The following is a 22,173-nucleotide window of genomic DNA, read 5'->3' as shown; positions in this document are numbered from 1 at the left end:
ACTCAGGACAGGGTGGAGGAGAGACCGGCCGTGGCGGAGCAGCACGAACCCGTGATCGACCAGCGGTTGATCGCCGGCAGGTACGCGGTGCTCGGGGAGATCGGGCGCGGCGGCATGGGCGTGGTGTGGCGCGCGCAGGACCGGGTGATCGGCCGTCAGGTCGCCATCAAGGAACTGCACGTGCCGGACAGCCTGCCGGCGGCCGAGCGCCAGGTCTTCCGGGAGCGGGTGCTGCGCGAGGCGCGGTCCACGGGGCGGCTCAACGACCCGTCGGTGATCACCGTGCACGACGTGGTCGCCGAGGGCGGGTCCACCTACATCGTGATGGAGCTGGTCGAGGCGCCCAGCCTGGCCGAGGTGGTCCGCCAGCGCGGCCCGCTCGCCCCGGACCAGGTCGTCGAGGTGGCCACCCAGCTGCTGTCCGCGCTGGAGGTCGCGCACGCCGCCGGCATCGTGCACCGGGACGTGAAGCCGGGCAACGTCATGGTGCTGCCCAACGGCCGGGTGAAGCTGGCCGACTTCGGCATCGCCCAGGCGGTGGACGACCCGCGGCTGACCACCAGCGGCGCGATCGTCGGCTCACCCGCGTTCCTGGCGCCCGAGCGCATCCAGGGCAGCGAGGCCACGCCGGCGTCGGACATGTGGGCGCTGGGCGCGACGCTGTTCTGCGCGGTCGAGGGGCACGTGCCGTTCGAGCGCGCGACCACCGCGGCCACCCTGCACGCGATCGTCAGCGAGGTGCCCCGGCTGACCCGCTGCCAGGGGCCACTGGCCTCGGTGATCACCGGACTGCTGATCGCCGCGCCCGAGGCCAGGCTGACCGCCCCGCAGGTGCGGGCGCTGCTCGCCCAGGCGCGCCACCACTCCAGCGCGCTGCCGGCCGGCGGCGCCACCCCGGGCGGGCACCCGGGGCAGACCGTGCACCTCACCCACGTCGGGGCCGGGCTGGGCACGCTTCCCGGCGGGGTCGTGCCGCGGCGGCGGGTGCGGGCGCTGCCGGTCACCCTGGGCGTGCTGGGCGCGCTGCTGCTGGTGGCCGCGGGCGTGGTGGTGGACCGCTGGGCGCTGGCGCGGTCCACCTGGCCTGCGGCGATGACCCCCACCCTGACCTGGGGACTGGACGGCGACATCGCCGACTTCCGGGTGGGCCAGTCCAGCTACGACTGCGCGTTCGGGCAGGTCAGGCAGGGCGCGGCGTTCCCGGACAACTCCGGCGTGCCGTGTGACAAGCCGCACGACGTGGAGATCTTCAGCAAGGGCGCCACCTTCGGCGACGCCGGCAGGGACGACAAGCGGACCGGCTACCCGGGGCAGGAGCGGCTGCGCGGCTACGCCGAGGGCTGGTGCGCCCTGGTCTACCAGTCCGACCAGGTCGGCGGGGCCGCCAAGGACACCGAGTTCGCCTACGCCGCGCTGGTGCCCACCGAGCGGGAGTGGAACGAGGAGTACGCCCACTCCAGCGAGGACAGCGTGGAAGCACCCGAGATCTACTGCGTGCTGTGGCGCACCGACGGCGCCAAGATGGAGGCTTCGGTGCGGCCGGAGTAGGCGCACCCGGCCTCGCCGGGGTGTCGCTCCCGGGTGGTGTCGCCCGGTACCGCGTGGTGTCGGTTGGCGCACCCACCGTTACGGTGGCGGGCATGGCGAAGACCCTTGGCGTGGCTCGGGACGAGCGAGCCCAGTTAGCCGACCTGTTCATCGAGGTCGGGCCGAACGCGCCCACCCTGTGCGAGGGCTGGCGCACCCGGGACCTGGCCGCGCACCTGGTGCTGCGGGAACGCCGGCTGGACGCGGCCCCCGGCATCGCGCTGCGCGCGCTGGCCGGCTACACCCAGCGGGTCCAGGACCGCTACGCCGCGCTGCCCTGGCTGGAACTGGTCGAGATGGTGCGCACCGGGCCGTCCCGGCTCTCCCCGTACGCCATCCCCGCGGTGGACGAGCGGGTGAACACCACCGAGTACTTCGTGCACCACGAGGACGTGCGCCGCGCCCGCGAGGGCTGGCGGCCCCGGCCCGAGGACGCGCGCCGCGACCGGGCGCTGTGGCAGACGATCCGGCTGGCCGGCCGGCTGGTGTACCGGCGCAGCCCGGTGGGCGTGCTGCTGCGCTGGCCCGGCGGCGGCGAGACCATGGTGCGGCAGGGCCGGGGCATCGTCACGGTGACCGGCCAGCCGGGCGAGCTGGTGCTGCACGCGTTCGGCCGGGCCGAGGCCGAGGTGGAGTTCACCGGCGACCCGAGGGCCGTGGAGGTCGTGCGCGGCATGCGCCTCGGCCTGTGAGGCCGGTGCGGCGTTGCGCGGCCGGCGGGTCCGGTGGGGCGGCGCGGTGACCTCGACGCCCCGGGTGGTCGGCCCGCGGTCGGGGCGGGCGGTCCTGGCCGCACCCGGACGTCGGTCGTGGGCGTTCACGTCGGACAATGGGTCCTTCAGCACGGAGTCAACCACCACCACGAGGTAGCGTCACCAATATGACCGGATGCCCAACTGCTTCACCCGGCCGGCCATTCGGCCGCGTGCTCACCGCCATGGCCACCCCGTTCGACAAGGACGGCCGACTGGACCTGGACACAGCGCAGCGGCTGGCGACACAGCTCGTGGAGCTGGGGAACGACGGGCTGGTGGTCAACGGCACCACCGGGGAGAGCCCCACCACCAGCGACGAGGAAAAGACCGACCTGGTGCGCGCGGTGGTGGCGGCGGTCGGTGACCGGGCCACCGTGGTCGCCGGCGCCGGCACCTACGACACCGCGCACAGCGTGGCGTTGGCCCGGTCCATGCAGCGGGCCGGCGCGCACGGCCTGCTGGTGGTCACCCCGTACTACTCCCGGCCGCCGCAGGCCGGGCTGCTCGCCCACTTCACCACCGTGGCCGACGCCACCGACCTGCCGGTGATGCTCTACGACATCCCGCCGCGCTCGGTGGTGCCCATCGAGGTGGACACGCTGCGCCGGCTCGCCGAGCACCCGCGCATCCAGGCGGTCAAGGACGCCAAGGGCGACCTGCTGGCCGGTTCCCAGGTCATCGCCAGCACCGACCTGGCCTACTACTCCGGCGATGACGGGCTGAACCTGCCCTGGCTGTCGGTGGGCGCGGTCGGGTACGCCAGCGTGATCGGTCACGTGGCCGCCGGCCGGCTGCGCGCCATGCTGGACGCCCACGAGAACGGCGAGGTGGCCACGGCCCGGTCGCTGCACCTGGGCATGCTGCCGATCCTGCGGGCGTTCAGCCGGGTCGGCGGGGTGGTGTTCGCCAAGACCGCGCTGCGGCTGCGCGGCACCGACATCGGCGACCCCCGCCTGCCGCTGCCACCGGCCACCGCCGACCAGGTCAGCGCCATCGCCGCCGACCTCGCCGAGGCCGGGGTGCCGCTGAGCGACGCGCCCGCCTCCGACGTGGCCTCGGCCCGGGTGGTCAGCACGGACGCGGCCGCCGCCTACGTGGTCCCCACCACCCACACCAGCACCGGGACGGTGCCGCGATGAACGGGGTCCAGCGGGAGAGCCCGGCACTCGGTCCCGGCCCCGGCGCGGCCCCGCCGCCACTGGCCGACGGCGGCCTGCGGGTGGTCGCGCTCGGCGGCATCGGCGAGGTCGGCCGCAACATGACCGTGTTCGAGCACGCCGGCCGGCTGCTCATCGTGGACTGCGGGGTGCTGTTCCCCGAGGACAACCAGCCGGGCGTGGACCTGATCCTGCCGGACTTCCGGCCGATCGAGGACCGGCTGGACGACATCGAGGCCCTGGTGCTCACCCACGGCCACGAGGACCACATCGGCGCGGTGCCGTTCCTGCTCAAGCAGCGGCCCGACCTGCCGGTGGTGGGCTCGAAGTTCACCCTCGCGCTGCTGGCCGCCAAGTGCCGGGAACACCGGCAGAACCCGGTGCTGGTCGAGGTCGCCGAGGGGCAGCGCAGCACGCACGGCCCGTTCGAGCTGGAGTTCTTCGCGGTCAACCACTCCATCCCGGACGCGCTGGCGGTGGCCATCCGCACCGCCGCCGGCCTGGTCCTGCACACCGGTGACATCAAGCTGGACCAGCTGCCGCTGGACGGCCGGCTCACCGACCTGGCCGGGTTCTCCCGGCTCGGCGACGAGGGCGTCGACCTGTTCCTGGTCGACTCCACCAACGCCGAGGTGCCCGGGTTCGTCATGCCCGAGCGCGACATCGGGCCGGTGCTCGACGGGGTGATCGGCAAGGCCACCCACCGGGTGATCGTGGCCTGCTTCGCCAGCCACGTGCACCGGGTGCAGCAGGTGCTGGACGTGGCGGCGGCGCACGGCCGGCGCGTGGCGTTCGTGGGCCGGTCCATGGTGCGCAACATGGGCGTGGCCGCCGACCTGGGCCTGCTGCGGCTGCCCGAGGGCCTGCTGGTCGACCTGGACCTGGCCAGCACCCTGCCCGAGGACCAGGTGCTGTTCGTGTCCACCGGCTCGCAGGGCGAGCCGCTGTCCGCGCTGTCCCGGATGGCGCGCGGCGAGCACCGGCAGATCCGCATCCACCCCGGGGACACCGTGGTGCTGGCCAGCTCGCTGATCCCCGGCAACGAGAACGCCGTGTTCAACGTGGTCAACGGCCTGGTCCGGCTGGGCGCGAACGTGGTGCACCAGGGCAACGCCAAGGTGCACGTGTCCGGGCACGCGCCAGCGGGTGAACTGCTGTTCCTGTACAACGCGGTGCGGCCGAGCAACGTGATGCCGGTGCACGGCGAGTGGCGGCACCTGCGGGCCAACGCCGAGCTGGCGGTGCGCACCGGGGTGCGGCGCGACCGGGTGGTGATCGCCGAGGACGGCGTGGTCGTGGACCTGGTCGACGGGATCGCCCGGATCAGCGGCCGGGTCGAGGTGGGCCACGTGTACGTGGACGGCCTGTCCGTCGGTGACGTGGGCGAGTCCACCCTGTCCGACCGGCTGATCCTGGGCGAGGGCGGGTTCATCGCGATCACCGTGGCCGTGGAGGCCACCACCGGCCGCGCGGTGGCGCCGCCGACCGTGTCCGGCCGCGGCTTCTCCGACGACCCCAAGGCGCTGGACGACGTGGTGGCCCTGGTGGAGATGGAGTTGTCCCGCACCGAGGCCGAGGGCATCACCGACACGCACCGGATCGCCCAGGCGGTGCGCCGGGTGGTGGGCCGCTGGGTGGCCGACACCTACCGGCGCCGCCCGATGATCGTGCCCACCGTGCTGCCCGTGTGAGCCGCGCGCTGCCCGGGTCAGCCGCGCGCTGCCCGGGTCAGCCGTGCGCCGGCCGGGACCGCGATCGGTCCCGGCCGGTTCGTGACCGGTGTCGCCCGACCTGGGGTACCGCGGGACGTGCTGGGCGGTGTCTCCGCGTCACCGCGTTCACCGCGTCACCGCGTCGGCGTGCCTCGGCGGAAGCTCGCGGCGGCGAAGCCCAGGCCGACCGCCGCGAGCACGGCGGCGATCCACAGCGGCGCCGTGTAGCCGCCGCCCAGGGACAGGGCGGTGGCGGCGAGCAGGGGGCCACCCGCGTTGCCGATGTTGAACGCGGAGACGTTGGCCGCGGACACGAGGCTGCCGCCGTGCCTGGCCGTGGTCAGCACCCGGGTCTGCAGCGGGGGGATGACGGCGGCGCCGATGAGGCCGAACAGGAAGAACCCGACGATCGCGGCGGGCTGGCTGTGCACCGCGGCGAGCAGCAGCGCGGAGATGACGGCGAGGGCGGCGAGCGCCCCGTGCAGCGTCGGCCGCAGAGCGCGGTCGGCCAGCCGTCCCGCCAGCGGGGTGCCGATCACCATGCCGACGCCGACGAGCGCGAGGACCACCGGCACCGTCGCCGCGGCGAAGCCGGTGACCTCGGTGAGCAGCGGGGCGATGTAGGTCAGGACGGTCAGGAACGGCGCCCAGCCGAAGGCCGTGGCCGCCAGCGCCAGCCACACCCGGCCCTGCCGGAAGGCGGCCAGCTCGCGGCGCGGTCCGCCCGCCTCGGCGGCCGGCACCCGCGGCACCAGCACGGCGAGCGCCACCAGCAGCACGGCGCCGACCACCGCCACCGCCCAGAACGTGGCGCGCCAGCCCAGCGCCTGGCCCAGGGCGGTGCCACCGGGGACGCCGAGCACGTTGGCCAGGCTCAACCCCATGAACACCGTGGCGATCGCGGTGGCCTTGCGCTCCGGGGCGACGAGGTCGGCGGCGACCGCGGCGGCGATGCCGACGTAGGCGCCGCCGGCCAGCGCCGAGAGCACCCGGCCGGCCAGCAGCACCCCGTAGCCCGGGGCCACGGCGCTGACCAGGCTGGCCGCGATGAACAGCACCGTCAGCGCCAGCAGCATCCGCTTGCGCGGCACCCGCGCGCCCAGGACCGCCAGGCCGGGGGCGCCCACCACCATGCCCAGCGCGTAGCCGGAGACCAGCAGGCCCGCGGTGGGCAGCGAGACGCTGAGGTCGGCGGCCACCTCGGGGAGCAGCCCCGTGATGACCACCTCGGTCGTGCCGACGGCGAACGCGCCCAGGGAGAGCGCCAGCAACGCCGGGGTGCGCCCGAGGCCGGAGGCGGCGGCCCCCGGTGGGGCGGGGTCGGCTGTCGGGGCGGACGGCTGTGCGGTGGAGAGGTCCTGCGTCATGCTTCCAGGCTCGCGGCCCGGCCCCGTTGGATCAGCCCCGGTCCGCGCACCGGTCGGTAAGCCAGGCTTACCGATCCGGGTCAACGGTGGACGCCGCCGAAGCGGCGTCCGCGCGCTCGGCGAGTTCCACGGCCACCTCGGCGAAGGCCCGAACCCGGGCCGTGGCCCCGGTGGCGCGCCAGACCAGGCCGTACTCGAACGGCTCGGCGTCGGCGAAGGGCACGTAGACCACCCCGCGCGGGGTGTAGGACCGGCAGACGTCGGCGCCCACCGGGGAGATGCCGTGCCCGGCGCCGACCAGGGTGAGGGTCTCCTGGAGCGTCCCGGCCATCCGGCCACGCCGGACCGGCTGTCCGCCGGGAGTGCGCGACGGGGCCAGGTGCTCCTGCCAGTACTCGGGAACGTCCCCGGAGCAGGCGAAGACCTGGTCGCGGGCCAGATCCTCCAGCGACACCGCGTCCCGTCGGGCCAGCGGGTGGTTGGCGGGCACCGCCAGCATCCTCGGCACGCGCAGCACCACCGGGCCGCACACCAGGTCGGGTTCCCGCACCGGCAGCTGCGTGACCAGCAGATCCACCTGGCCGGTGCGCAGCGGCCCGACCATGTCCTTGATCTGCGTCTCGTGGATGCGCACGTCCGTGCGCGGATGCCCGCGGGTGAACGCCCTGATCACGTCCATCACGAACTCCCCGGCCGCGGTGCCCAGGTAGCCGACCGACAGCACGCCCTCCACCTTGCGGGCCTCGGCCTGCGCGCTCGCGACACCCCGCAGGATGCGGTGGTAGGCCGGCTCCAGCTCCGCGTGCAGCCGCCGGCCCAGCAGGGTGAGGCGGACGGAGCGGCTGGTCCGCTCGAACAGTGGCGCGCCGATGCGCCGTTCCAGGGCGCGGATGACCTGGCTCACCCGGGCCCGCGTGACGTGCAGGCGCTCCGCGGTGCGCCCGAAGTGCAGCTCCTCGGCCAGGGTCAGGAAGCACTCCAGCTCCAGCCGTTCCAGCATGGTGCTCACGTCAGGTGTCAGCACCGCGCGCGGCGGCGGCATTCCGGGCCGCGGTCGGTGGATCCGGTGGCGGTCAGGCCGACCCGGTGGTGGGGACCGGCTCGGCCAGCGGGCCCGGCTCGACGCGGGGGCGACCGCCGGCCAGCCGCACGATGAGCGCGCCGGCCAGCAACACCACCCCGCCCACCAGTTGCGCGGCGGTGAGCGACTGCCCGAGCAGCGCCCAGGCCGCCGCCGCGGCGAGCACCGGTTCGATCAGCGCCAGCACGCTGGCCACCGACGGCGGCAGGTGGCGCAGCGCGCTCATCCCGATCAGGTAGGCGGCGACCGTGCCGAGCAGGGCGAGCGCCACCAGCAGCGACCACACCGGCGGGTGCCAGCCGCCGAAGGTGGTGGCCGCGCCGAGCGTGTGGCCTGGCACCAGCCACGGCGGGCAGACCAGCAGCATCAGCACGGCACCGCCGGCCATGCCCAGGGTGACCGGGCCCAGCGGGTCGCGGGTGCTCACCGCGTGTTCGCCGAGCAGGAAGTACCCGGCCGAGCACACCGCCGCGGCCAGCCCGGCCAGCAGGCCGAGCAGGTCCAGCCGCAGGCCCTGCCACACCTGCGCGACCAGGGCCAGCCCGGTCAGCGCCAGCGCCGTGCCCAGCCACGCCGCCGCCGGCAGCCGGGTGCCCCGGACGAACCGCACCCACAGCGCCACCAGCACGGGGGACAGGTACTCCAACAGCAGGGCGATCCCCACCGGCAGCCGGGACACGGCCAGGAAGTAGCACAGCTGGATGCCGACCACACCGAGCAGGGCGTAGCCGGCCAGCAGTGGCCACTCCGACCGCGCCACCCGCAGGCCCGCCCGCCGGAAGACGCCCACGACCAGCACCAACACCAGGGCGGCCAGCCAGATCCGCACCGCGGTGACCTGCGGCGCCGACCACCCGGTGGCCATCACCGCGCTGGCGAACAGCCCGGAACTGCCGAAGCAGACCGAGGACAGCACCATCAGCGCCGTTCCCCACCCCGGGCGCACCAGCGGGTCGGTGGACACATCCCTGGACACGAGCGGCCAGTATGCCGCACCACCCGGTCGAGCGCGCTCGATCAGGCGGTGCTCACCGGATCAGACCGCCCCCGGCCGCCACGGGCTGTGGCCGTCGGTGGGGCGGGTCGGGTCGTGGAACTTCGGCCGGTCGGGTTCGGCGCGGCGCAACGGCACCAGGCCGTCGGTGATCGCGTGCATGATCCGCCGGTGCGCGCGCACCGCGTCCCCCGGTGTGCCGGCGGACAGCCCGGACAGGTCCACCGGCGCGCCGAAGCGCACCTGGAAGGTCGGCCGGTCGCGCACGGCCCGCAGCCAGGACGCGGCGATGGGGGTGAAGTCCGACCAGCCGCGCACCGTGTCGCAGCCCCAGTAGGCGGCCTCGTGCGCACCCCACTGGCTGATCGGGATCACCGGCACGCCCGCGGCCAGCGCCATCCTGGCCACACCGGTCTTGCCGCGCTCCGGCCACAGCCCGGGGTCGTGGCTGATCCGGCCCTCCGGGTACACCAGCACCGGCACCCCGGACTCGCGCAGCGCCCGCACGGCGTTGCCGAACGCCTCGGTGACGTGGCTCTTGCCCCGGTCCACCCGCAGGTGACCGCAGGCGCTGAGCACCGGCCCCATCACGGGCGCGTCCATCATGCCGCCCGCGATCAGGAAGCGCGGTGCGATGCCCAGCCGCCGGCAGGCGGCGACCAGCACGAACGAGTCGAACACACCGATGTGGTTGGCGGCGAGCAGCACCGGTCGGCCGCGCAGGGCCGCCGGGATGCCGCCGGTGACCCGGAGGCGTCCGGTGAGCCCGACGAGCCCCCGGTCGACGGTCATCAGCGTCTGCCACAGGGCGGACGCCGACGAACGGGGGCGCGCACGGCGTGTCGGCTCGCTGACATCAGGTTTCGAGGCGACCATGAGGCAGCAGCATGGCATGAGACGACGTCCGTCGGACAGCGAACGGCAGCACTCGGTTGTCTGTCCGTGATCCGGGTGACTGGTGTGACTGATGTGGCCATTCAACAGCCGGACTACGGTAAGCGACATGGCCAGCCGGACGGGGACTACACGCAAGGGTACGACGGGCGGCAAGAGCGGGGCGAGCACACCGGGCGGAACCGCGTCGCGGGCCGGCGCCGCACGCGGGGGCGCGTCCACGACCGGCGCCAGGCGTTCCTCCGGCACGGGCAAGTCCAGTGCGGGCAAGTCCGGCGCCGGCAAGACCGCGAGCGGCGGCAGGAAACCCTCCTCCGGCGCTGGCCGGTCGGGTCGGACGGGTAAGCCGGTGGCCAAGCGCGGCCCGGCCAAGCGGACGCCGGCCAAGTCCGCGCGCTCGTCCGGCCAGGGCGTGGCCTCGGTGTGGCGGATGCTGGCCAGGGGCGTCGGCGGCATGGCCAGAACCGTGGGCCGGACCAAGGAACTGGACCCGGCGCACCGCCGCGACGGCGTGGGCCTGGTGCTGCTCGCCCTGGCCCTGGTCACCGCCGCCGGGGTGTGGTGGCGGGCCGGCGGCCCGGTGGGCGGCTGGGTCGAGGTGGCGGTGCGGTCCACCATCGGGTCGACCGCCGTGGCCCTGCCCGTCGTGCTGTTCACCATCGGCGTGGTGCTGATGCGCCGCGAGCCCAACCCGGCGGCCCGGCCCCGGTTCGCGGTCGGCGGCCTGCTCATGGTGTTGGGCGTCCTCGGCGCGCTGCACCTGTTCGCCGGCCTGCCCGTGGACAACGCCGAGCGCATGCACGCCGGCGGCGCCGTGGGCTTCCTGGCCGGTGACTTCCTCGCCCAGGGCCTGACCCCGTGGGTGGCCGTGCCGCTGCTGGCCATGCTGGTGGTCTACGGGCTGCTGGTGTTCACCGGCACGCCCGTGCGCGAGGTGCCCGACCGGTTGCGCACCCTGGGCAGCGGGTCCCGGGCGGACGCGGACGAGCCGGCCGAGGCGTTCGCCGAGGACGACACCGACACCGACACCGATGCCGACACCGACACCGACGAGCCGGCGTCGACCGTGCGGCTGCGCCGGCCCTCCCGCCGCCGCCAGGCCAGCGCCGCCCGGACCGACGACCAGCCCGAGCTGCCGCTGGACGGCCCGGACGCCCCGGCCCGGCCCACCAAGGCCGGCCAGGGCGCACCGGCGCCGGCCGTACCGGCCACACCGGCCGCCGCCAGGGCCGTGCCGACCGCCCGGGCCGCCGCGGTGCGGGCCACCGAACCGGCGGAGAAGCCGGCCAAGCCGACCCAGCCGCTGGTGGCGCGGTCGGTGGACGGCGACTACCAGCTGCCCCCGCCCACCGTGCTCAAGCAGGGCGACCCGCCCAAGGCGCGCAGCCGCGCCAACGACGCCATGATCGAGGCGATCACCGGCGTGCTGGAGCAGTTCTCCATCGACGCGCAGGTCACCGGCTTCACCCGGGGTCCGACAGTGACCCGCTACGAGGTGGAACTCGGGCCGGGCGTGAAGGTCGAGAAGATCACCGCGCTGACCAAGAACATCGCCTACGCGGTGGCCACCGACAACGTGCGGCTGCTCGCCCCGATCCCGGGCAAGTCCGCGGTGGGCATCGAGGTGCCCAACAGCGACCGCGAGATGGTGCGCCTCGGCGACGTGCTGCGCTCGGCCGAGGCGGTGGGCGACAGCCACCCGATGGTCATCGGCCTGGGCAAGGACATCGAGGGGCACTTCGTCACCGCGAACCTGACCAAGATGCCGCACCTGCTGGTGGCCGGCTCCACCGGCTCAGGCAAGTCCAGCTTCGTCAACTCCATGCTGGTGTCGCTGCTGGCCAGGGCCACCCCGGACGAGTGCAGGATGATCCTGATCGACCCGAAGATGGTCGAGCTGACGCCCTACGAGGGCATCCCGCACCTGATCACGCCCATCATCACCCAGCCGAAGAAGGCCGCGGCGGCGCTGGCCTGGCTGGTGGAGGAGATGGAGCAGCGCTACCAGGACATGCAGGCCAACCGGGTGCGCCACATCGACGACTACAACCGCAAGGTGAAGTCCGGCGAGATCACCGCGCCGCCCGGCAGCGAGCGGGTCTACCGGCCCTACCCCTACATCCTGGCGATCGTCGACGAGCTGGCCGACCTGATGATGACCGCGCCGCGCGACGTCGAGGACGCGATCGTGCGGATCACCCAGAAGGCCAGGGCGGCCGGCATCCACCTGGTGCTGGCCACCCAGCGGCCCAGCGTGGACGTGGTGACCGGGCTGATCAAGACCAACGTGCCGTCCCGGCTGGCCTTCGCCACGTCCTCGCTGACCGACTCCCGGGTGATCCTGGACCAGCCCGGCGCGGAGAAGCTGATCGGCATGGGCGACGGCCTGTACCTGCCGATGGGCGCGGGCAAGCCGCTGCGCGTGCAGGGCGCCTTCGTCGGCGACGAGGAGATCGCCGACATCGTCAACTTCACCAAGAACCAGGCCCAGCCCGAGTACACCGAGGGCGTCACCGCGGCCAAGGCCGGCGAGAAGAAGGACATCGACCCGGACATCGGTGACGACCTCGACCTGCTGATCCAGGCCGCCGAGCTGATCGTGACCAGCCAGTTCGGCTCCACCTCGATGCTGCAGCGCAAGCTGCGGGTCGGCTTCGCCAAGGCCGGCCGGCTGATGGACCTGCTGGAGACCAGGGGCGTGGTGGGCCCGTCCGAGGGCTCCAAGGCCAGGGACGTGCTGGTCAAGCCGGAGGAGCTGGAGTCGGTGCTGTGGACCATCCGCGGCGGCGGCCCGGGTGGGGACGCCACCGAGGACTAGCGCGATCGGACCCGGACCCGCGACCGGGCCGCGCGGTCGCGGTCCGGTCACGGTCCACCGTGGACGGTCAGCTGGCGAAGCTGGCGAAGTAGCCGGCGGCCATGTCCTCGTCGCCGTGGCCCTGCTCGGCGGCCCGGCGGAAGCGCTGCTGGCCGGCCTGCACCAGGTCCATCCGCACGTTCGCCCGCGCTGCCGCGGCCAGCACCAGGCGGGCGTCCTTCTCCGCGTTGTCCACGGTGAAGCTGGGGGTGTAGTCGCCGGAGAGGATGGCGGCGGACTTGCCCTGGAAGTAGGCGTTGTCCATGGGGCCGCCGGTGATGACGTCGAGCACGTGCCCCGGGTCCACGTCCAGCCCCCTGGCCAGGGCCAGGGTCTCGCCGACGCCGTGGGTCATCGCGATCACCCAGGTGTTCAGGACCAGCTTGAGCCGGCTGGACGCGCCCGACTCGCCGTCCTCGCTCACCCACAGCGTGCGCTTGCCGATCGCGTCGAAGACGGGCCGCACGGTGTCCCGCACCTCGGGCGCGGCGGAGGCCAGCACCACCAGCTGCCCCTGCTCGGCCGGCTGCCTGGTGCCCTGCACCGGGGCGTCCACAAAGGACAGGCGGTGCTCGCGGGCGAGGGCGACCAGGTCGCTGATGTCGTCGCCGACCGTGCTGGTCTGCACCCACACCGTGCCGGCGCGCAGGCCGGGCGCGGCCGCGCGCATGGCCGCGAGCACGCTCGGGCCGTCGGTGAGCGCGGTGATGACCACCTCCGCGTCGCGCACGGCCTCGGCCGGGCTGGCCGCGACCCGGGCGCCGGCCTCGGCCAGTGCCTCGGCCTTGGCGCGGGTGCGGTTCCAGGCGTGCACGGCAAAGCCGTTGCCGAGCAGGTTGCGGGTCAGGGCGGCGCCGATGATGCCGGTGCCCAGCACCGCGATCCTCGTGTTGGCGGGTGCTCCCGTGGTCATGGCGGGTGGTCCTTTCTCGTCCCTCAAATTGACTGTTCATTACAAAACCAGGGCGGCGGAAAGCGCCCCGGTGCTCGGGGTGTTCAGAGCGCGCGCAGCACCGAGTCGACGATGCCGGTCAGCGTCCGCCGGTCCGCTGTCTTGCCCAGCACCCGCAGCCCGTACATCGAGTTGAGGGTGAACTGGGCCAGCGCGCGGGCGTCCCGGTCGGCCGCGATCTCGCCGTCCCGCTGCCCCCGCTGGATCGCCGCGCACAGCGCGTCCTCCACGCGCTGGAAGACCCGCCTGACCTGGTCGGTGGCGTCCGGGTCGCGGCCGGCCAACTCGATGGCCGCGTTCACCGCCAGGCAGCCGCGGTGCGCCGGCCGCTCGGCCGTCTCCTCCTCGACCACGCTCATCAGCAGCGCGCGGATGCGCTCCGGGGCGCTGCCCGGCCCCTCCAGGATCTCCACCCGGCGCGCGGTCCAGTGCGTGTCGTAGCGGCGCAGGGTCTCCTGGAACAGCGCGCGCTTGCTGGTGAACGCGTGGTACAGGCTGCCCCGGCCCAGGCCGGTGCGCTCGACCAGGTCCTCGGCGCTGGTGGCGGCGTAGCCCTTGGCCCAGAAGGCCGCCATCGCCGCGTCCACGACGTGCTCGGGGTCGAACTTCTTCGGGCGGGCCATGCGGACAGCCTGTCAGTTGTTTAACGATCGGTCAAGAACCGGCGCGGCGGGCGTGGGAGAGCGGGGTGGGGCGGCCGGGTCACCCACATGGCCCTGCGCGAAATGTCGACTCGCGGGGTTTGCCCAGTCAACTCGCGCGGAGGGTGATCAGGGGCGGCAGGGGCCGGTGGCCGGGTGGGTGGGGACCGGCTGGTCGCCGGCGACCGGCTCGGTGCAGCCGGTGTGGGTGAACACGCCGTCGGCCTCCACCCACGTCTCCCAGTACTGCGGGCCGGTGGCGAAGTCCGGCTCGTAGGTGCTGCGGCGCAGCACCGCGTCGGCGCGGCCGTTGCCGTCCAGGTCGACCAGCACCGGGTCGATGGCCTCGCCCTCGACGGTGTCCGTCGGCGTGATGCCGTGGTCCGGGTGCACCCGCAGCGCCGCCACGGCGCGCCCCTGCATGGCGAAGGCGAACGAGACCACGCACCGCTGGCTGTCCCCGTCCGGGGCGCAGGACCCGCTGATCACCTGCTCGTAGGGCAGCCCGTCCTGGCCGCTGACCGTGGTGGACGCGCGCAGCCTCCCGGCCACCCAGTAGCCGAGCAGCGCCACGGGCGGACTGGCCACGGGCGTGGTCTGCAGCCCGGCGAGCACGGCGTCGCCCGGCAGGGCGAGGGTGAACGCGGTGTCGCAGCCGGCCGCGCACTCGGGCACGTCCGCCGGCCTGGCACCGGCCGGGGTGGTCGGTGCGCTCCCGTCGGCCACGTGCTGCTGGTCGGCCACGGCGTGGTGGGTGGTGTCCGCCCGGGACACCAGACCGGCCGCCAGGGCCACCAGCACCACGGCCACACCCGCACTCCAACGCCGCCGGTCCGGTCGAGCGCGTACCACGGTCCCCAGTGCTCCTCGTGCTGTTCCCGCCGCCACCGCGGAAGTCGGCGGATCAGGGTCAACGGATCAGGCGCGCCCACCCGGGTGGCTGGGCGCGCCTGACGGAGAAGCCTACGACCTCGTTGATCTCGGTGCTGGCACCGGCGTTGGTCTCGGCGCTGGCGCCGGCGTCGGTCTCGGTGCCGGCACCGGCCGGGCGGAGGGGCTCAGCTGTTGCCGAACTCGCGAACCGCCTTGTAGTAGACGTAGGCCGTGCCGTTGCAGACCGAGTTGCCCTTGCAGATGCCCTTGAGGTCCGCGTAGAAGTTGTCGTCGATGCTCTTGCGGGTGGTCTCGGTGAACCGGCTCTGCTTCTTGTAGTTGCGGTAACCGAAGTCGTGCCGCCAGCAGGCCGGGGTGAAGTCGAAGCCCAGCGGCTCGTCCGGGGACATCGAACAGGCGTCCGAGGACCAGTCGAGCTGGTCGGGGTAGGGGGTCTGGCTGCGGAGCGTGACGAACTGGGACAGCGTCTTGCTGAACAGGTAGTCGTCGGTGATCTGCTCGATGGTGGCGGCCTGGGCGGTGCCGGTGCCGACGAACAGGGCGCCGGCCACGGCCGCGGTGGCCAGGACGTTGCGGGACGCGCGCCGCAGGGTTGCCGCTGACATGGAGTTTCTCCTTGGTCGACAGGGATGACCAAGGAGAGTTGTACCGGTTGGTGATTCTTTTTCTAAACCGCTGTTCGGCGCAAAAATTGTGAACAAGAGGTGGCCGGCCGGGGTTCCCCGGGCGGCCACCGGGTTGTTCGCGCACGCCAGCGCCTGGCCCGGCACCAGTCCGGCGCGGGCCGCCGGCACGACTCCGGCCCGGCGCGGGCCGGCGGCCGGCGCGCGGACCACCCGGTCGGGGACGGCCGGGCTCGGCGCGCCCGCCGGCTACAGCTCCAGCAGCATGCGCGTGTTGCCCAGCGTGTTGGGCTTGACGTAGGGCAGGTCGAGGAACTCGGCCACGCCCTCGTCGACCGAGTGGCGGATCTCCTCGTAGACCTCCGGCGACACCGGCGTGCCCTCGATCTCCACGAACCCGTGCCGGCCGAAGAAGGCCGTCTCGAAGGTCAGCACGAAGATCCGGGCCAGCCCCAGTTCCCTGGCCTCCGCGACCAGCCGGCTCACCACGGCGTGGCCCACCCCGTGCCCGACCGCGCCCGGGTCCACCGCGACCGTGCGGATCTCGGCCAGGTCCTCCCACAGCACGTGCAGCGCGCCGCAGCCGACCAGCCGGCCGGCCAGCTCGGCCACCCAGAACTCCTGCACGTCCTCGTACAGCGTGACCAGCGGCTTGGCCAGCAGCACCTTGCCCGCGTACTGGTCGACAATGGCCTTCACGGCCCGCACGTCGCTCACCCGGGCCCGGCGCACCACCAGATCGCCGCCGGCCAGGGCCTCGGTCACCTCGGGGGTCACCTCAGGGTCATCGGTCACAACCGGTCAACCTATCCTGCGGCTCACCCGGTCGAGGCCCGGCGTGCGGGGCGCCGACCCCCGGCCGGTTACCCTGGGCAGCGTGTCTTCTCCCACGTCCCGCCGTGTCGCGCTGCTGACTCTCGGCTGCGCGAGGAACGAAGTCGATTCGGAGGAACTGGCCGGTCGGCTCACCGCCGGCGGCTGGGAACTCGTCGACGCCGAGCAGGATGCCGAGGACGCCGACGTCATCGTGGTGAACACCTGCGGGTTCGTCGAGTCGGCCAAGAAGGACTCGGTGGACACCCTGCTCGCCGCCGCTGACACCGGCGCCAAGGTGGTCGCCGTGGGCTGCATGGCCGAACGCTACGGCAGCGAACTGGCGGCCAGCATGCCGGAGGCGGACGCGGTCCTCGGCTTCGACCACTACCCGGACCTGGCCGAGCGGCTGGACGACATCGTCGCCGGCCGCACCGTCGAGTCGCACACGCCGGTGGACCGGCGCACCCTGCTGCCGATCACCCCGGTGCAGCGGCCGACCGCGGCCGCCGACGTGGCCGTGCCCGGCCACGGCTGGGGGCCCCGGGTGCTGCGCACCCGGCTGGACAGCGCGCCGGTGGCGCCGCTGAAGATCGCCTCCGGCTGCGACCGGCGCTGCTCGTTCTGCGCCATCCCGTCCTTCCGGGGCGCGTTCGTCTCCCGGCACCCCGACGAGATCCTGGCCGAGGCCGCCTGGCTGGCCGAGCAGGGCGTCCGCGAACTGTTCCTGGTCAGCGAGAACTCCACCTCCTACGGCAAGGACCTCGGCCGCGAACTCGGCGGCGCCGACGCGCTCCAGCACCTGCTGCCCAGGCTGGCGGCGGTGCCCGGGATCGCCCGGGTGCGGGTGTCCTACCTGCAGCCGGCCGAGACCCGGCCCGGCCTGGTGCGGGCCATCGCCACCACACCGGGCGTGGCCGACTACTTCGACCTGTCCTTCCAGCACTCCAGCGAGTCCGTGCTGCGCCGGATGCGCCGGTTCGGCTCGACCGACTCGTTCCTGGAGCTGATCGGCCGCATCCGGTCGCTGGCGCCGGCGGCCGGGGTGCGCACCAACGTGATCGTCGGCTTCCCCGGCGAGACCGAGGCCGACCTGGCCGAGCTGGAGCGGTTCCTCACCGAGGCCAGGATGGACGCGGTCGGCGTGTTCGGGTACTCCGACGAGGAGGGCACCGAGGCCGCCGGCCTGGCCGACAAGCTGGACGAGGACACCATCGCCGAGCGGGTGGCCCGGGTCTCCGCCCTGGTCGAGCAGCTCACCGCGGACCGCGCCGAGGAGCGGGTCGGCGAGGAGGTGGTGGTGCTCGTCGAGCAGGCCGAGACCGAGGACACCGACTGCGTCGGCCGGGCCGCGCACCAGGCGCCCGAGGTGGACGGCGAGTGCGTGCTGACCGACGCCGACGGGCTGGCCGTCGGCAGCCTGGTGCGCGGTGTGGTCACCGCGGCCGAAGGCGTCGACCTGGTGGTCCGGCCGGTCGAGGTGGTGCTGGAGGCCCCGGCCCGGCCGGCCGCGGTGTCGGCTGGCGGTACCCGGTGAGTTCGGCGGCGGACGGCGCTGGCGCGGACGGCGTTCCCGGAGCGGACGCCGGTTCGACGCCGCCCGCCGCTGCCCCGCCCGCCGCCGCCCCGGCCAGCGGCGCCGTGGCGGCACCCCGGCCGGTGCCGGTGGTCAACGTGGCCAACGTGCTCACCCTGACCCGGCTGGTGCTGGTCCCGTTCTTCCTGCTGGCCCTGTTCACCGCCGGCGGCCACCAGCTCGGCTGGCGGCTGGTCGCGGCCGGCGTGTTCGCCGCCGCCGCCATCACCGACCGCATCGACGGCGACCTGGCCCGCAAGCACGGCCTGATCACCAACTTCGGCAAGATCGCCGACCCGATCGCGGACAAGGCGCTGATCGGGGCCGCGCTGGTCGGGCTGAGCCTGCTCGGTGACCTGCCCTGGTGGGTGACCGTGGTGATCGCCGTGCGCGAACTGGGCGTCACCCTGCTGCGCTTCTGGGTGATCAGGCACGGGGTCATCGCGGCCAGTCGGGGCGGCAAGGCCAAGACGCTGACCCAGGTCGTGGCGATCGGCCTGTACCTGCTGCCGCTGCCGGACACCCTCGCGGTGCTGCGCTGGGTGGTCATGGCGCTGGCCCTGGTGCTCACCCTGGTGACCGGGGTGGACTACGTGATCAGGGCGGTGCGGCTGCGCGCCAGCGCCCGCGGCGCGGTCTCCGGGGCCCGGTGAGCGCGGTGCCCGACCCCGGCGCCACGAGCGCGGTGCCCGACCAGAGCGGCCCGGACGACCCGCTGCTGACCGGCCTGGGCCTGGCCGCCGACCGGGTCGCCGCGCTCGTCCGCGCGCTGCGCGAGCGGGGCCAGACCGTGGCCGCGGCCGAGTCGCTGACCGGTGGCCTGGTCACGGCCGCGCTCAGCGCCATTCCCGGGGCCAGCGCGGTGCTGCGCGGCGGCCTGGTGGTGTACGCGACCGACCTCAAGCACGCGCTCGCCGGGGTCGCCGCCGACCTGCTCGCCGAGCACGGCGCGGTACACCCCGAGGTCGCCGCCCAGCTCGCCGCCGGGGCCAGGCAGCGCTGCGGCGCCGACTGGGGCCTCGGCCTGACCGGGGTGGCCGGCCCGGACCCGCAGGACGGCGTGGCCCCGGGCACGGTGCACCTGGCGCTGGCCGGCCCGGGCGTGGCGACCCAGCGGACCTTGGTGCTTCCGGGTGAACGACGGGTCATCCGGGCCGGGGCGGTGGCCGCCGCGCTCGACCTGCTGGCCACCCGTGTGGTACCCACGTGGGGGTGACTTGCTTCACCACTCGCAAGGGCCGAGCCGCGACCAGGAACCCGGGTGAGATCCCATGTCGGCCGGCCTGAGCAGGCGCGCTAACGTCCCGGCAGGGGAACACCGAACCAGACTTGTTCGTTCGCCCTTGGCGGACGAATACCCGAGTAGCTGTCCGTAGTCGGGGTCGCTGGGTAACGTGGTGGCACGGCCCGGCCGGAAGGAGGCGCGCGATGACCGTGTTGCTGCGTGAGGCGATCGGTGATCGGCTTCGCCATGCCCGCACCAATCAGCGCCGCACACTGCGCGAGGTGTCCAGGGCCGCGCGGGTCAGCCTTGGTTACCTCTCCGAAGTGGAGCGCGGGCGCAAGGAGGCCTCCAGCGAGCTGCTGGCCGCCATCTGCGACGCGCTCGACCTGCCCCTGTCCGAGCTGCTGCACCGGGTGGCCTCCGACATCACCGCGGTGGAACCGGTGACCAGCCAGGCCCCGCTCAGCCCGGAACAGCTGGAGCAGATCGAGCAGCCCGCCGCGAGCGAGCAGGTGTCCGCGCAGATGTCGGCGAACGCCGCCACCGCCATCGAGGGCGGCCGGCTGGTGCCGGCGGTGCTGGGCAACGAGCTGGCCGACTTCCGGCTCCAGCCGGTGCTCAGCCACCAGTTGGGCAGCAGCCACCAGCTCGGCAGCAGCCTCGACCGGCCCCGCGGCGAGGTCGTCGCCGCCTGAACCACTCCGGCGTGACCCGCGTCTCGCGCGCTGGATCACGCTGATCCGCCCGTGCGCGGCACGGGAACGTGCGACCATGGCGGCGCTGGCCGACGCGCGCACCGGGCTGATCCGGACTGGCCGGGCTGACCGGGCCGGGACAGCGCGGGACGGGTTTTGGGCGGGACGGGTTTTGGGCGGGACGGGTTCGGGCCGGACGGGCCCGGGCGGGCCCATCCGCTGGTGGCCGCGACAGTGACCGTTCGGGTGGTGGGCCGTCGGATTGATGGCCGACTGTGACCGGGGGTCCCCTGACGTGGTGATCGGCTGGCCGGCAGGATGGACGCCGTCACCGCCAGCCAGCCACCGGGACACCCGCTGGGGCACTCCGGGGAGGTCAGGGTCTTCCCGGATATCCACCGGGGCCGGTGGAAGCGGGGCGGCGCACCTGACACGATGGAACCAACACCGGTACCGGGTCGTTGCCTGGTCACAGCGCTCACACGTGGCCGGGAGTACGGAGAAGGCAGGCGGAGGAGATGGCCAACCCTTTCGTGAAGGCTTGGAAGTACCTGATGGCGGCGTTCTCGTCCAAGATTGACGAGCACGCCGACCCCAAGGTGCAGATCCAGCAGGCCATCGAGGAGGCGCAGCGGCAGCACCAGGCCCTCTCGCAGCAGGCCGCGGCGGTGATCGGCAACCAGCGCCAGCTGGAGATGAAGCTGAACCGCCAGCTCGGCGAGGTGGAGAAGCTGCAGGCGTCGGCCCGCCAGGCGCTGGTGCTCGCCGACGAGGCGCGCGCCAAGGGCGACGAGGTCAAGGCCAAGCAGTTCGAGGACGCCGCGCAGGGCTTCGCCACCCAGCTGGTCACCGCCGAGCAGGGCATCGAGGACCTCAAGACCCTGCACGACCAGGCGCTGCAGGCCGCGGCCCAGGCCAAGCAGGCGGTGGAGCGCAACGCCATGGTGCTGCAGTCGAAGCTGGCCGAGCGGACCAAGCTGCTCAGCCAGCTGGAGCAGGCCAAGATGCAGGAGCAGGTCTCGCACTCGCTGCGGCAGATGACCGAGCTGGCCGCGCCCAGCAACGTGCCCTCCCTGGACGAGGTCCGCGACAAGATCGAGAAGCGGTACAGCACCGCGCTCGGCTCCGCCGAGCTGGCGCAGAACTCGGTGCAGGGCCGGATGCTGGAGGTCCAGCAGTCCACCACCGAGATGGCCGGCAACGCCCGGCTGGACCAGATCCGCGCCTCGCTGCGCGGCGGCTCGGTCGCGGGCGAGGTGACCAGCGGCTCGGGCGGTGGCTCGGCGGCGGCCAGCATCCAGCAGGAGATCCAGCAGCGGGTGCAGCAGGCCCAGCAGAACCCCCAGGCCAACCAGGGCTGAGCGGCGCACCGCCATGGCGTCGCGCCGCGATGAGTTACGGGACCTCGGGGAGCAGCTGAGCCGGCAGGCCATGCGCCAGGTGGGCCGGCAGATGCGCCAGGTCAACAGGCACATGCGCGAGGTTGACAGGCACGTGCGGCACGCCGTGGGCGGCAGCACCTGGCTCGGTCTGCCCGACGGGATGGCCGAGGAGGTGCGGCGCCGGATCGACTCGTGGCGCGACCCCAGGGCGAAGCTGCTGCGGCGCCGCCGCCGCTCCGTCCGCGCCGCCTCCACCCTGGGCGGCGTCACCGTGGTGTCCGGTACGGGCGCGGGCGTGCTGGAGGCGGCGGTGGCCCACCCGGGTGCCAGCGTGCCGGTGCTGATCGGGGTGGCCGTGGTGTCCGGGCTGGCCGCGCTGCGGTCCGGCGTCCGGGCGATCCGGCTGCACCGCACGCCGCTGCCCGAGCCCGCGGTGACCCCGCCGCCGCTGCCCCCCACGCACTCGGCGGCCAGGCAGCCCATGGAACGGCTGGCCGAGTCCGAGGCCGTGCTGGCCGAACTGCTCACCCAGTTGGCGCCGGCCGGCCGACCCTCGGCCGTGCCCGCCGACTCGGTGGCGCAGGCCAGGGCCACCGGAGCCGAGGCGGCCGCGGCCCTGCGCGCGGTGGCGGCCCAGTTGCAGGCCGTGGAGCGGGCCAGGGACAGCGCCCCGCCGCTGCACCGCGGCCCGCTGGTGGAGGGCGTCCAGGGGCTGCGCGCGCAGTTGGACGAGGGACTGGACGGCTACGGCGCGCTGATCGCCGCGGCGGGCCAGGCGGTGGCCGCCAGCGCCACCAGCGTCACCGGCTCCAAGCAGGCACTCACCGAGGCCACCGACCACCTCGCCGGACTGGCCAGCGCGCTGCGGGAGCTGTCAACCGGGCTGGCCGGCTGACCGAGGGCCGCACCCGGCCGCCACACCCGCCGCCGCTCACCCGGTTGACCCGGCCGGCCGGGTGGTGCTGACC

20 protein-coding genes are annotated in these 22,173 nt (G+C 74.0%); 11 read left to right on the top strand and 9 right to left on the bottom strand.

Annotated features, from left to right (window positions below; all coding sequences use genetic code 11):
* Positions 1-30 precede the first annotated feature (30 nt).
* From LX83_RS32815 to LX83_RS32800, 4 genes are all read left to right on the top strand, one after another.
* Positions 31-1,548 carry a serine/threonine-protein kinase gene (locus tag LX83_RS32815; protein WP_253778522.1) on the top strand — a complete coding sequence of 506 codons (1,518 nt, stop codon included), beginning with the start codon at positions 31-33 and terminating at the stop codon, positions 1,546-1,548.
* 92 nt (positions 1,549-1,640) lie between these two features.
* Positions 1,641-2,279, top strand: a complete 639-nt coding sequence (locus tag LX83_RS32810; RefSeq protein WP_253778519.1) for a TIGR03085 family metal-binding protein — start codon at positions 1,641-1,643, stop codon at positions 2,277-2,279.
* Between the two features lie 188 nt (positions 2,280-2,467).
* Positions 2,468-3,481: a 4-hydroxy-tetrahydrodipicolinate synthase gene (dapA, locus tag LX83_RS32805; protein ID WP_253778516.1), complete on the top strand. Its 1,014-nt coding sequence runs from the start codon at positions 2,468-2,470 to the stop codon at positions 3,479-3,481.
* Entirely contained in the window at positions 3,478-5,190 is a 1,713-nt protein-coding gene (locus tag LX83_RS32800) for a ribonuclease J (RefSeq protein WP_253778513.1), read from the top strand. Before dapA ends, LX83_RS32800 begins: the two co-directional genes overlap by 4 nt.
* Before the next feature lie 155 nt (positions 5,191-5,345).
* Here LX83_RS32800 and LX83_RS32795 read toward each other — a convergent pair whose 3' ends face one another.
* The 4 genes from LX83_RS32795 to LX83_RS32780 form a co-directional block, all read right to left on the bottom strand.
* Positions 5,346-6,578 (bottom strand): MFS transporter, encoded by a 1,233-nt coding sequence (locus LX83_RS32795; protein WP_253778510.1) that lies wholly within the window; start codon positions 6,576-6,578, stop codon positions 5,346-5,348.
* A gap of 67 nt (positions 6,579-6,645) precedes the next feature.
* Positions 6,646-7,578: a LysR family transcriptional regulator gene (locus LX83_RS32790; protein ID WP_253778797.1), complete on the bottom strand. Its 933-nt coding sequence runs from the start codon at positions 7,576-7,578 to the stop codon at positions 6,646-6,648.
* A gap of 73 nt (positions 7,579-7,651) precedes the next feature.
* Positions 7,652-8,635 carry an EamA family transporter gene (locus tag LX83_RS32785; RefSeq protein ID WP_308204100.1) on the bottom strand — a complete coding sequence of 328 codons (984 nt, stop codon included), beginning with the start codon at positions 8,633-8,635 and terminating at the stop codon, positions 7,652-7,654.
* A 60-nt stretch (positions 8,636-8,695) separates the two neighbouring features.
* Positions 8,696-9,529 carry a lysophospholipid acyltransferase family protein gene (locus tag LX83_RS32780; RefSeq protein ID WP_253778508.1) on the bottom strand — a complete coding sequence of 278 codons (834 nt, stop codon included), beginning with the start codon at positions 9,527-9,529 and terminating at the stop codon, positions 8,696-8,698.
* 127 nt (positions 9,530-9,656) lie between these two features.
* On the opposite strand from LX83_RS32780, the gene LX83_RS32775 reads away from it, so the two are divergent.
* On the top strand, positions 9,657-12,365 hold the full coding sequence (locus LX83_RS32775) for a DNA translocase FtsK 4TM domain-containing protein (protein ID WP_407649718.1): 2,709 nt from the start codon (positions 9,657-9,659) through the stop codon (positions 12,363-12,365).
* Between the two features lie 67 nt (positions 12,366-12,432).
* Here the strand turns inward: LX83_RS32775 and LX83_RS32770 are convergent, their stop codons facing one another.
* The 5 genes from LX83_RS32770 to LX83_RS32750 all read right to left on the bottom strand — a co-directional run bounded on the left by LX83_RS32770 (position 12,433) and on the right by LX83_RS32750 (position 16,249).
* Complete coding sequence (locus tag LX83_RS32770) at positions 12,433-13,317, bottom strand: NAD(P)-dependent oxidoreductase (RefSeq protein WP_253778506.1); 885 nt, start codon at positions 13,315-13,317, stop codon at positions 12,433-12,435.
* Between the two features lie 83 nt (positions 13,318-13,400).
* Positions 13,401-13,979, bottom strand: coding sequence for a TetR/AcrR family transcriptional regulator (locus LX83_RS32765; protein WP_253778504.1), 579 nt, complete (start codon positions 13,977-13,979; stop codon positions 13,401-13,403).
* A gap of 147 nt (positions 13,980-14,126) precedes the next feature.
* On the bottom strand, positions 14,127-14,807 hold the full coding sequence (locus tag LX83_RS32760; RefSeq protein ID WP_253778502.1) for a hypothetical protein: 681 nt from the start codon (positions 14,805-14,807) through the stop codon (positions 14,127-14,129).
* Between the two features lie 248 nt (positions 14,808-15,055).
* The gene (locus tag LX83_RS32755; protein WP_253778500.1) at positions 15,056-15,496 is read right to left on the bottom strand and encodes a phospholipase; all 441 of its coding nucleotides are present in this window, start codon (positions 15,494-15,496) and stop codon (positions 15,056-15,058) included.
* Between the two features lie 267 nt (positions 15,497-15,763).
* Positions 15,764-16,249, bottom strand: a complete 486-nt coding sequence (locus LX83_RS32750) for an amino-acid N-acetyltransferase (RefSeq protein WP_253778790.1) — start codon at positions 16,247-16,249, stop codon at positions 15,764-15,766.
* Between the two features lie 142 nt (positions 16,250-16,391).
* Here LX83_RS32750 and rimO point away from each other — a divergent pair, with 142 nt between their 5' ends.
* The 6 genes from rimO (at position 16,392) to pspM (ending at position 22,100) form a co-directional block, all read left to right on the top strand.
* Positions 16,392-17,864, top strand: a complete 1,473-nt coding sequence (gene rimO, locus LX83_RS32745) for a 30S ribosomal protein S12 methylthiotransferase RimO (RefSeq protein ID WP_253778498.1) — start codon at positions 16,392-16,394, stop codon at positions 17,862-17,864.
* 104 nt (positions 17,865-17,968) lie between these two features.
* Positions 17,969-18,556: a CDP-diacylglycerol--glycerol-3-phosphate 3-phosphatidyltransferase gene (pgsA, locus tag LX83_RS32740; protein ID WP_253778782.1), complete on the top strand. Its 588-nt coding sequence runs from the start codon at positions 17,969-17,971 to the stop codon at positions 18,554-18,556.
* Between the two features lie 62 nt (positions 18,557-18,618).
* The gene (locus LX83_RS32735; RefSeq protein ID WP_407649723.1) at positions 18,619-19,119 is read left to right on the top strand and encodes a CinA family protein; all 501 of its coding nucleotides are present in this window, start codon (positions 18,619-18,621) and stop codon (positions 19,117-19,119) included.
* Positions 19,120-19,331: 212 nt separating this feature from the next.
* The gene (locus tag LX83_RS32730; protein WP_253778495.1) at positions 19,332-19,823 is read left to right on the top strand and encodes a helix-turn-helix domain-containing protein; all 492 of its coding nucleotides are present in this window, start codon (positions 19,332-19,334) and stop codon (positions 19,821-19,823) included.
* A gap of 518 nt (positions 19,824-20,341) precedes the next feature.
* The gene (locus tag LX83_RS32725; protein ID WP_253778492.1) at positions 20,342-21,184 is read left to right on the top strand and encodes a PspA/IM30 family protein; all 843 of its coding nucleotides are present in this window, start codon (positions 20,342-20,344) and stop codon (positions 21,182-21,184) included.
* Positions 21,185-21,197: 13 nt separating this feature from the next.
* On the top strand, positions 21,198-22,100 hold the full coding sequence (gene pspM, locus LX83_RS32720) for a phage shock envelope stress response protein PspM (protein WP_253778490.1): 903 nt from the start codon (positions 21,198-21,200) through the stop codon (positions 22,098-22,100).
* Positions 22,101-22,173 lie beyond the last annotated feature (73 nt).

The sequence above is a fragment of the Goodfellowiella coeruleoviolacea genome, assembly GCF_024171785.1.
Classification (GTDB): Bacteria; Actinomycetota; Actinomycetes; order Mycobacteriales; family Pseudonocardiaceae; genus Goodfellowiella; species Goodfellowiella coeruleoviolacea.
This window is presented reverse-complemented; position numbering and strand designations above follow the sequence as displayed.

Excerpts from the sequence above, each read along its gene's own strand:
- LX83_RS32810 (WP_253778519.1), top strand. The coding sequence starts at position 1,641 with ATGGCGAAGACCCTTGGCGTGGCTCGGGACGAGCGAGCCCAGTTAGCC.
- dapA (WP_253778516.1), top strand. The coding sequence starts at position 2,468 with ATGACCGGATGCCCAACTGCTTCACCCGGCCGGCCATTCGGCCGCGTG.
- LX83_RS32800 (WP_253778513.1), top strand. The coding sequence starts at position 3,478 with ATGAACGGGGTCCAGCGGGAGAGCCCGGCACTCGGTCCCGGCCCCGGC.
- LX83_RS32795 (WP_253778510.1), bottom strand. The coding sequence starts at position 6,578 with ATGACGCAGGACCTCTCCACCGCACAGCCGTCCGCCCCGACAGCCGAC.
- LX83_RS32790 (WP_253778797.1), bottom strand. The coding sequence starts at position 7,578 with ATGCTGGAACGGCTGGAGCTGGAGTGCTTCCTGACCCTGGCCGAGGAG.
- LX83_RS32780 (WP_253778508.1), bottom strand. The coding sequence starts at position 9,529 with ATGGTCGCCTCGAAACCTGATGTCAGCGAGCCGACACGCCGTGCGCGC.
- LX83_RS32775 (WP_407649718.1), top strand. The coding sequence starts at position 9,657 with ATGGCCAGCCGGACGGGGACTACACGCAAGGGTACGACGGGCGGCAAG.
- LX83_RS32770 (WP_253778506.1), bottom strand. The coding sequence starts at position 13,317 with ATGACCACGGGAGCACCCGCCAACACGAGGATCGCGGTGCTGGGCACC.
- LX83_RS32765 (WP_253778504.1), bottom strand. The coding sequence starts at position 13,979 with ATGGCCCGCCCGAAGAAGTTCGACCCCGAGCACGTCGTGGACGCGGCG.
- LX83_RS32755 (WP_253778500.1), bottom strand. The coding sequence starts at position 15,496 with ATGTCAGCGGCAACCCTGCGGCGCGCGTCCCGCAACGTCCTGGCCACC.
- LX83_RS32730 (WP_253778495.1), top strand. The coding sequence starts at position 19,332 with ATGACCGTGTTGCTGCGTGAGGCGATCGGTGATCGGCTTCGCCATGCC.
- LX83_RS32725 (WP_253778492.1), top strand. The coding sequence starts at position 20,342 with ATGGCCAACCCTTTCGTGAAGGCTTGGAAGTACCTGATGGCGGCGTTC.
- pspM (WP_253778490.1), top strand. The coding sequence starts at position 21,198 with ATGGCGTCGCGCCGCGATGAGTTACGGGACCTCGGGGAGCAGCTGAGC.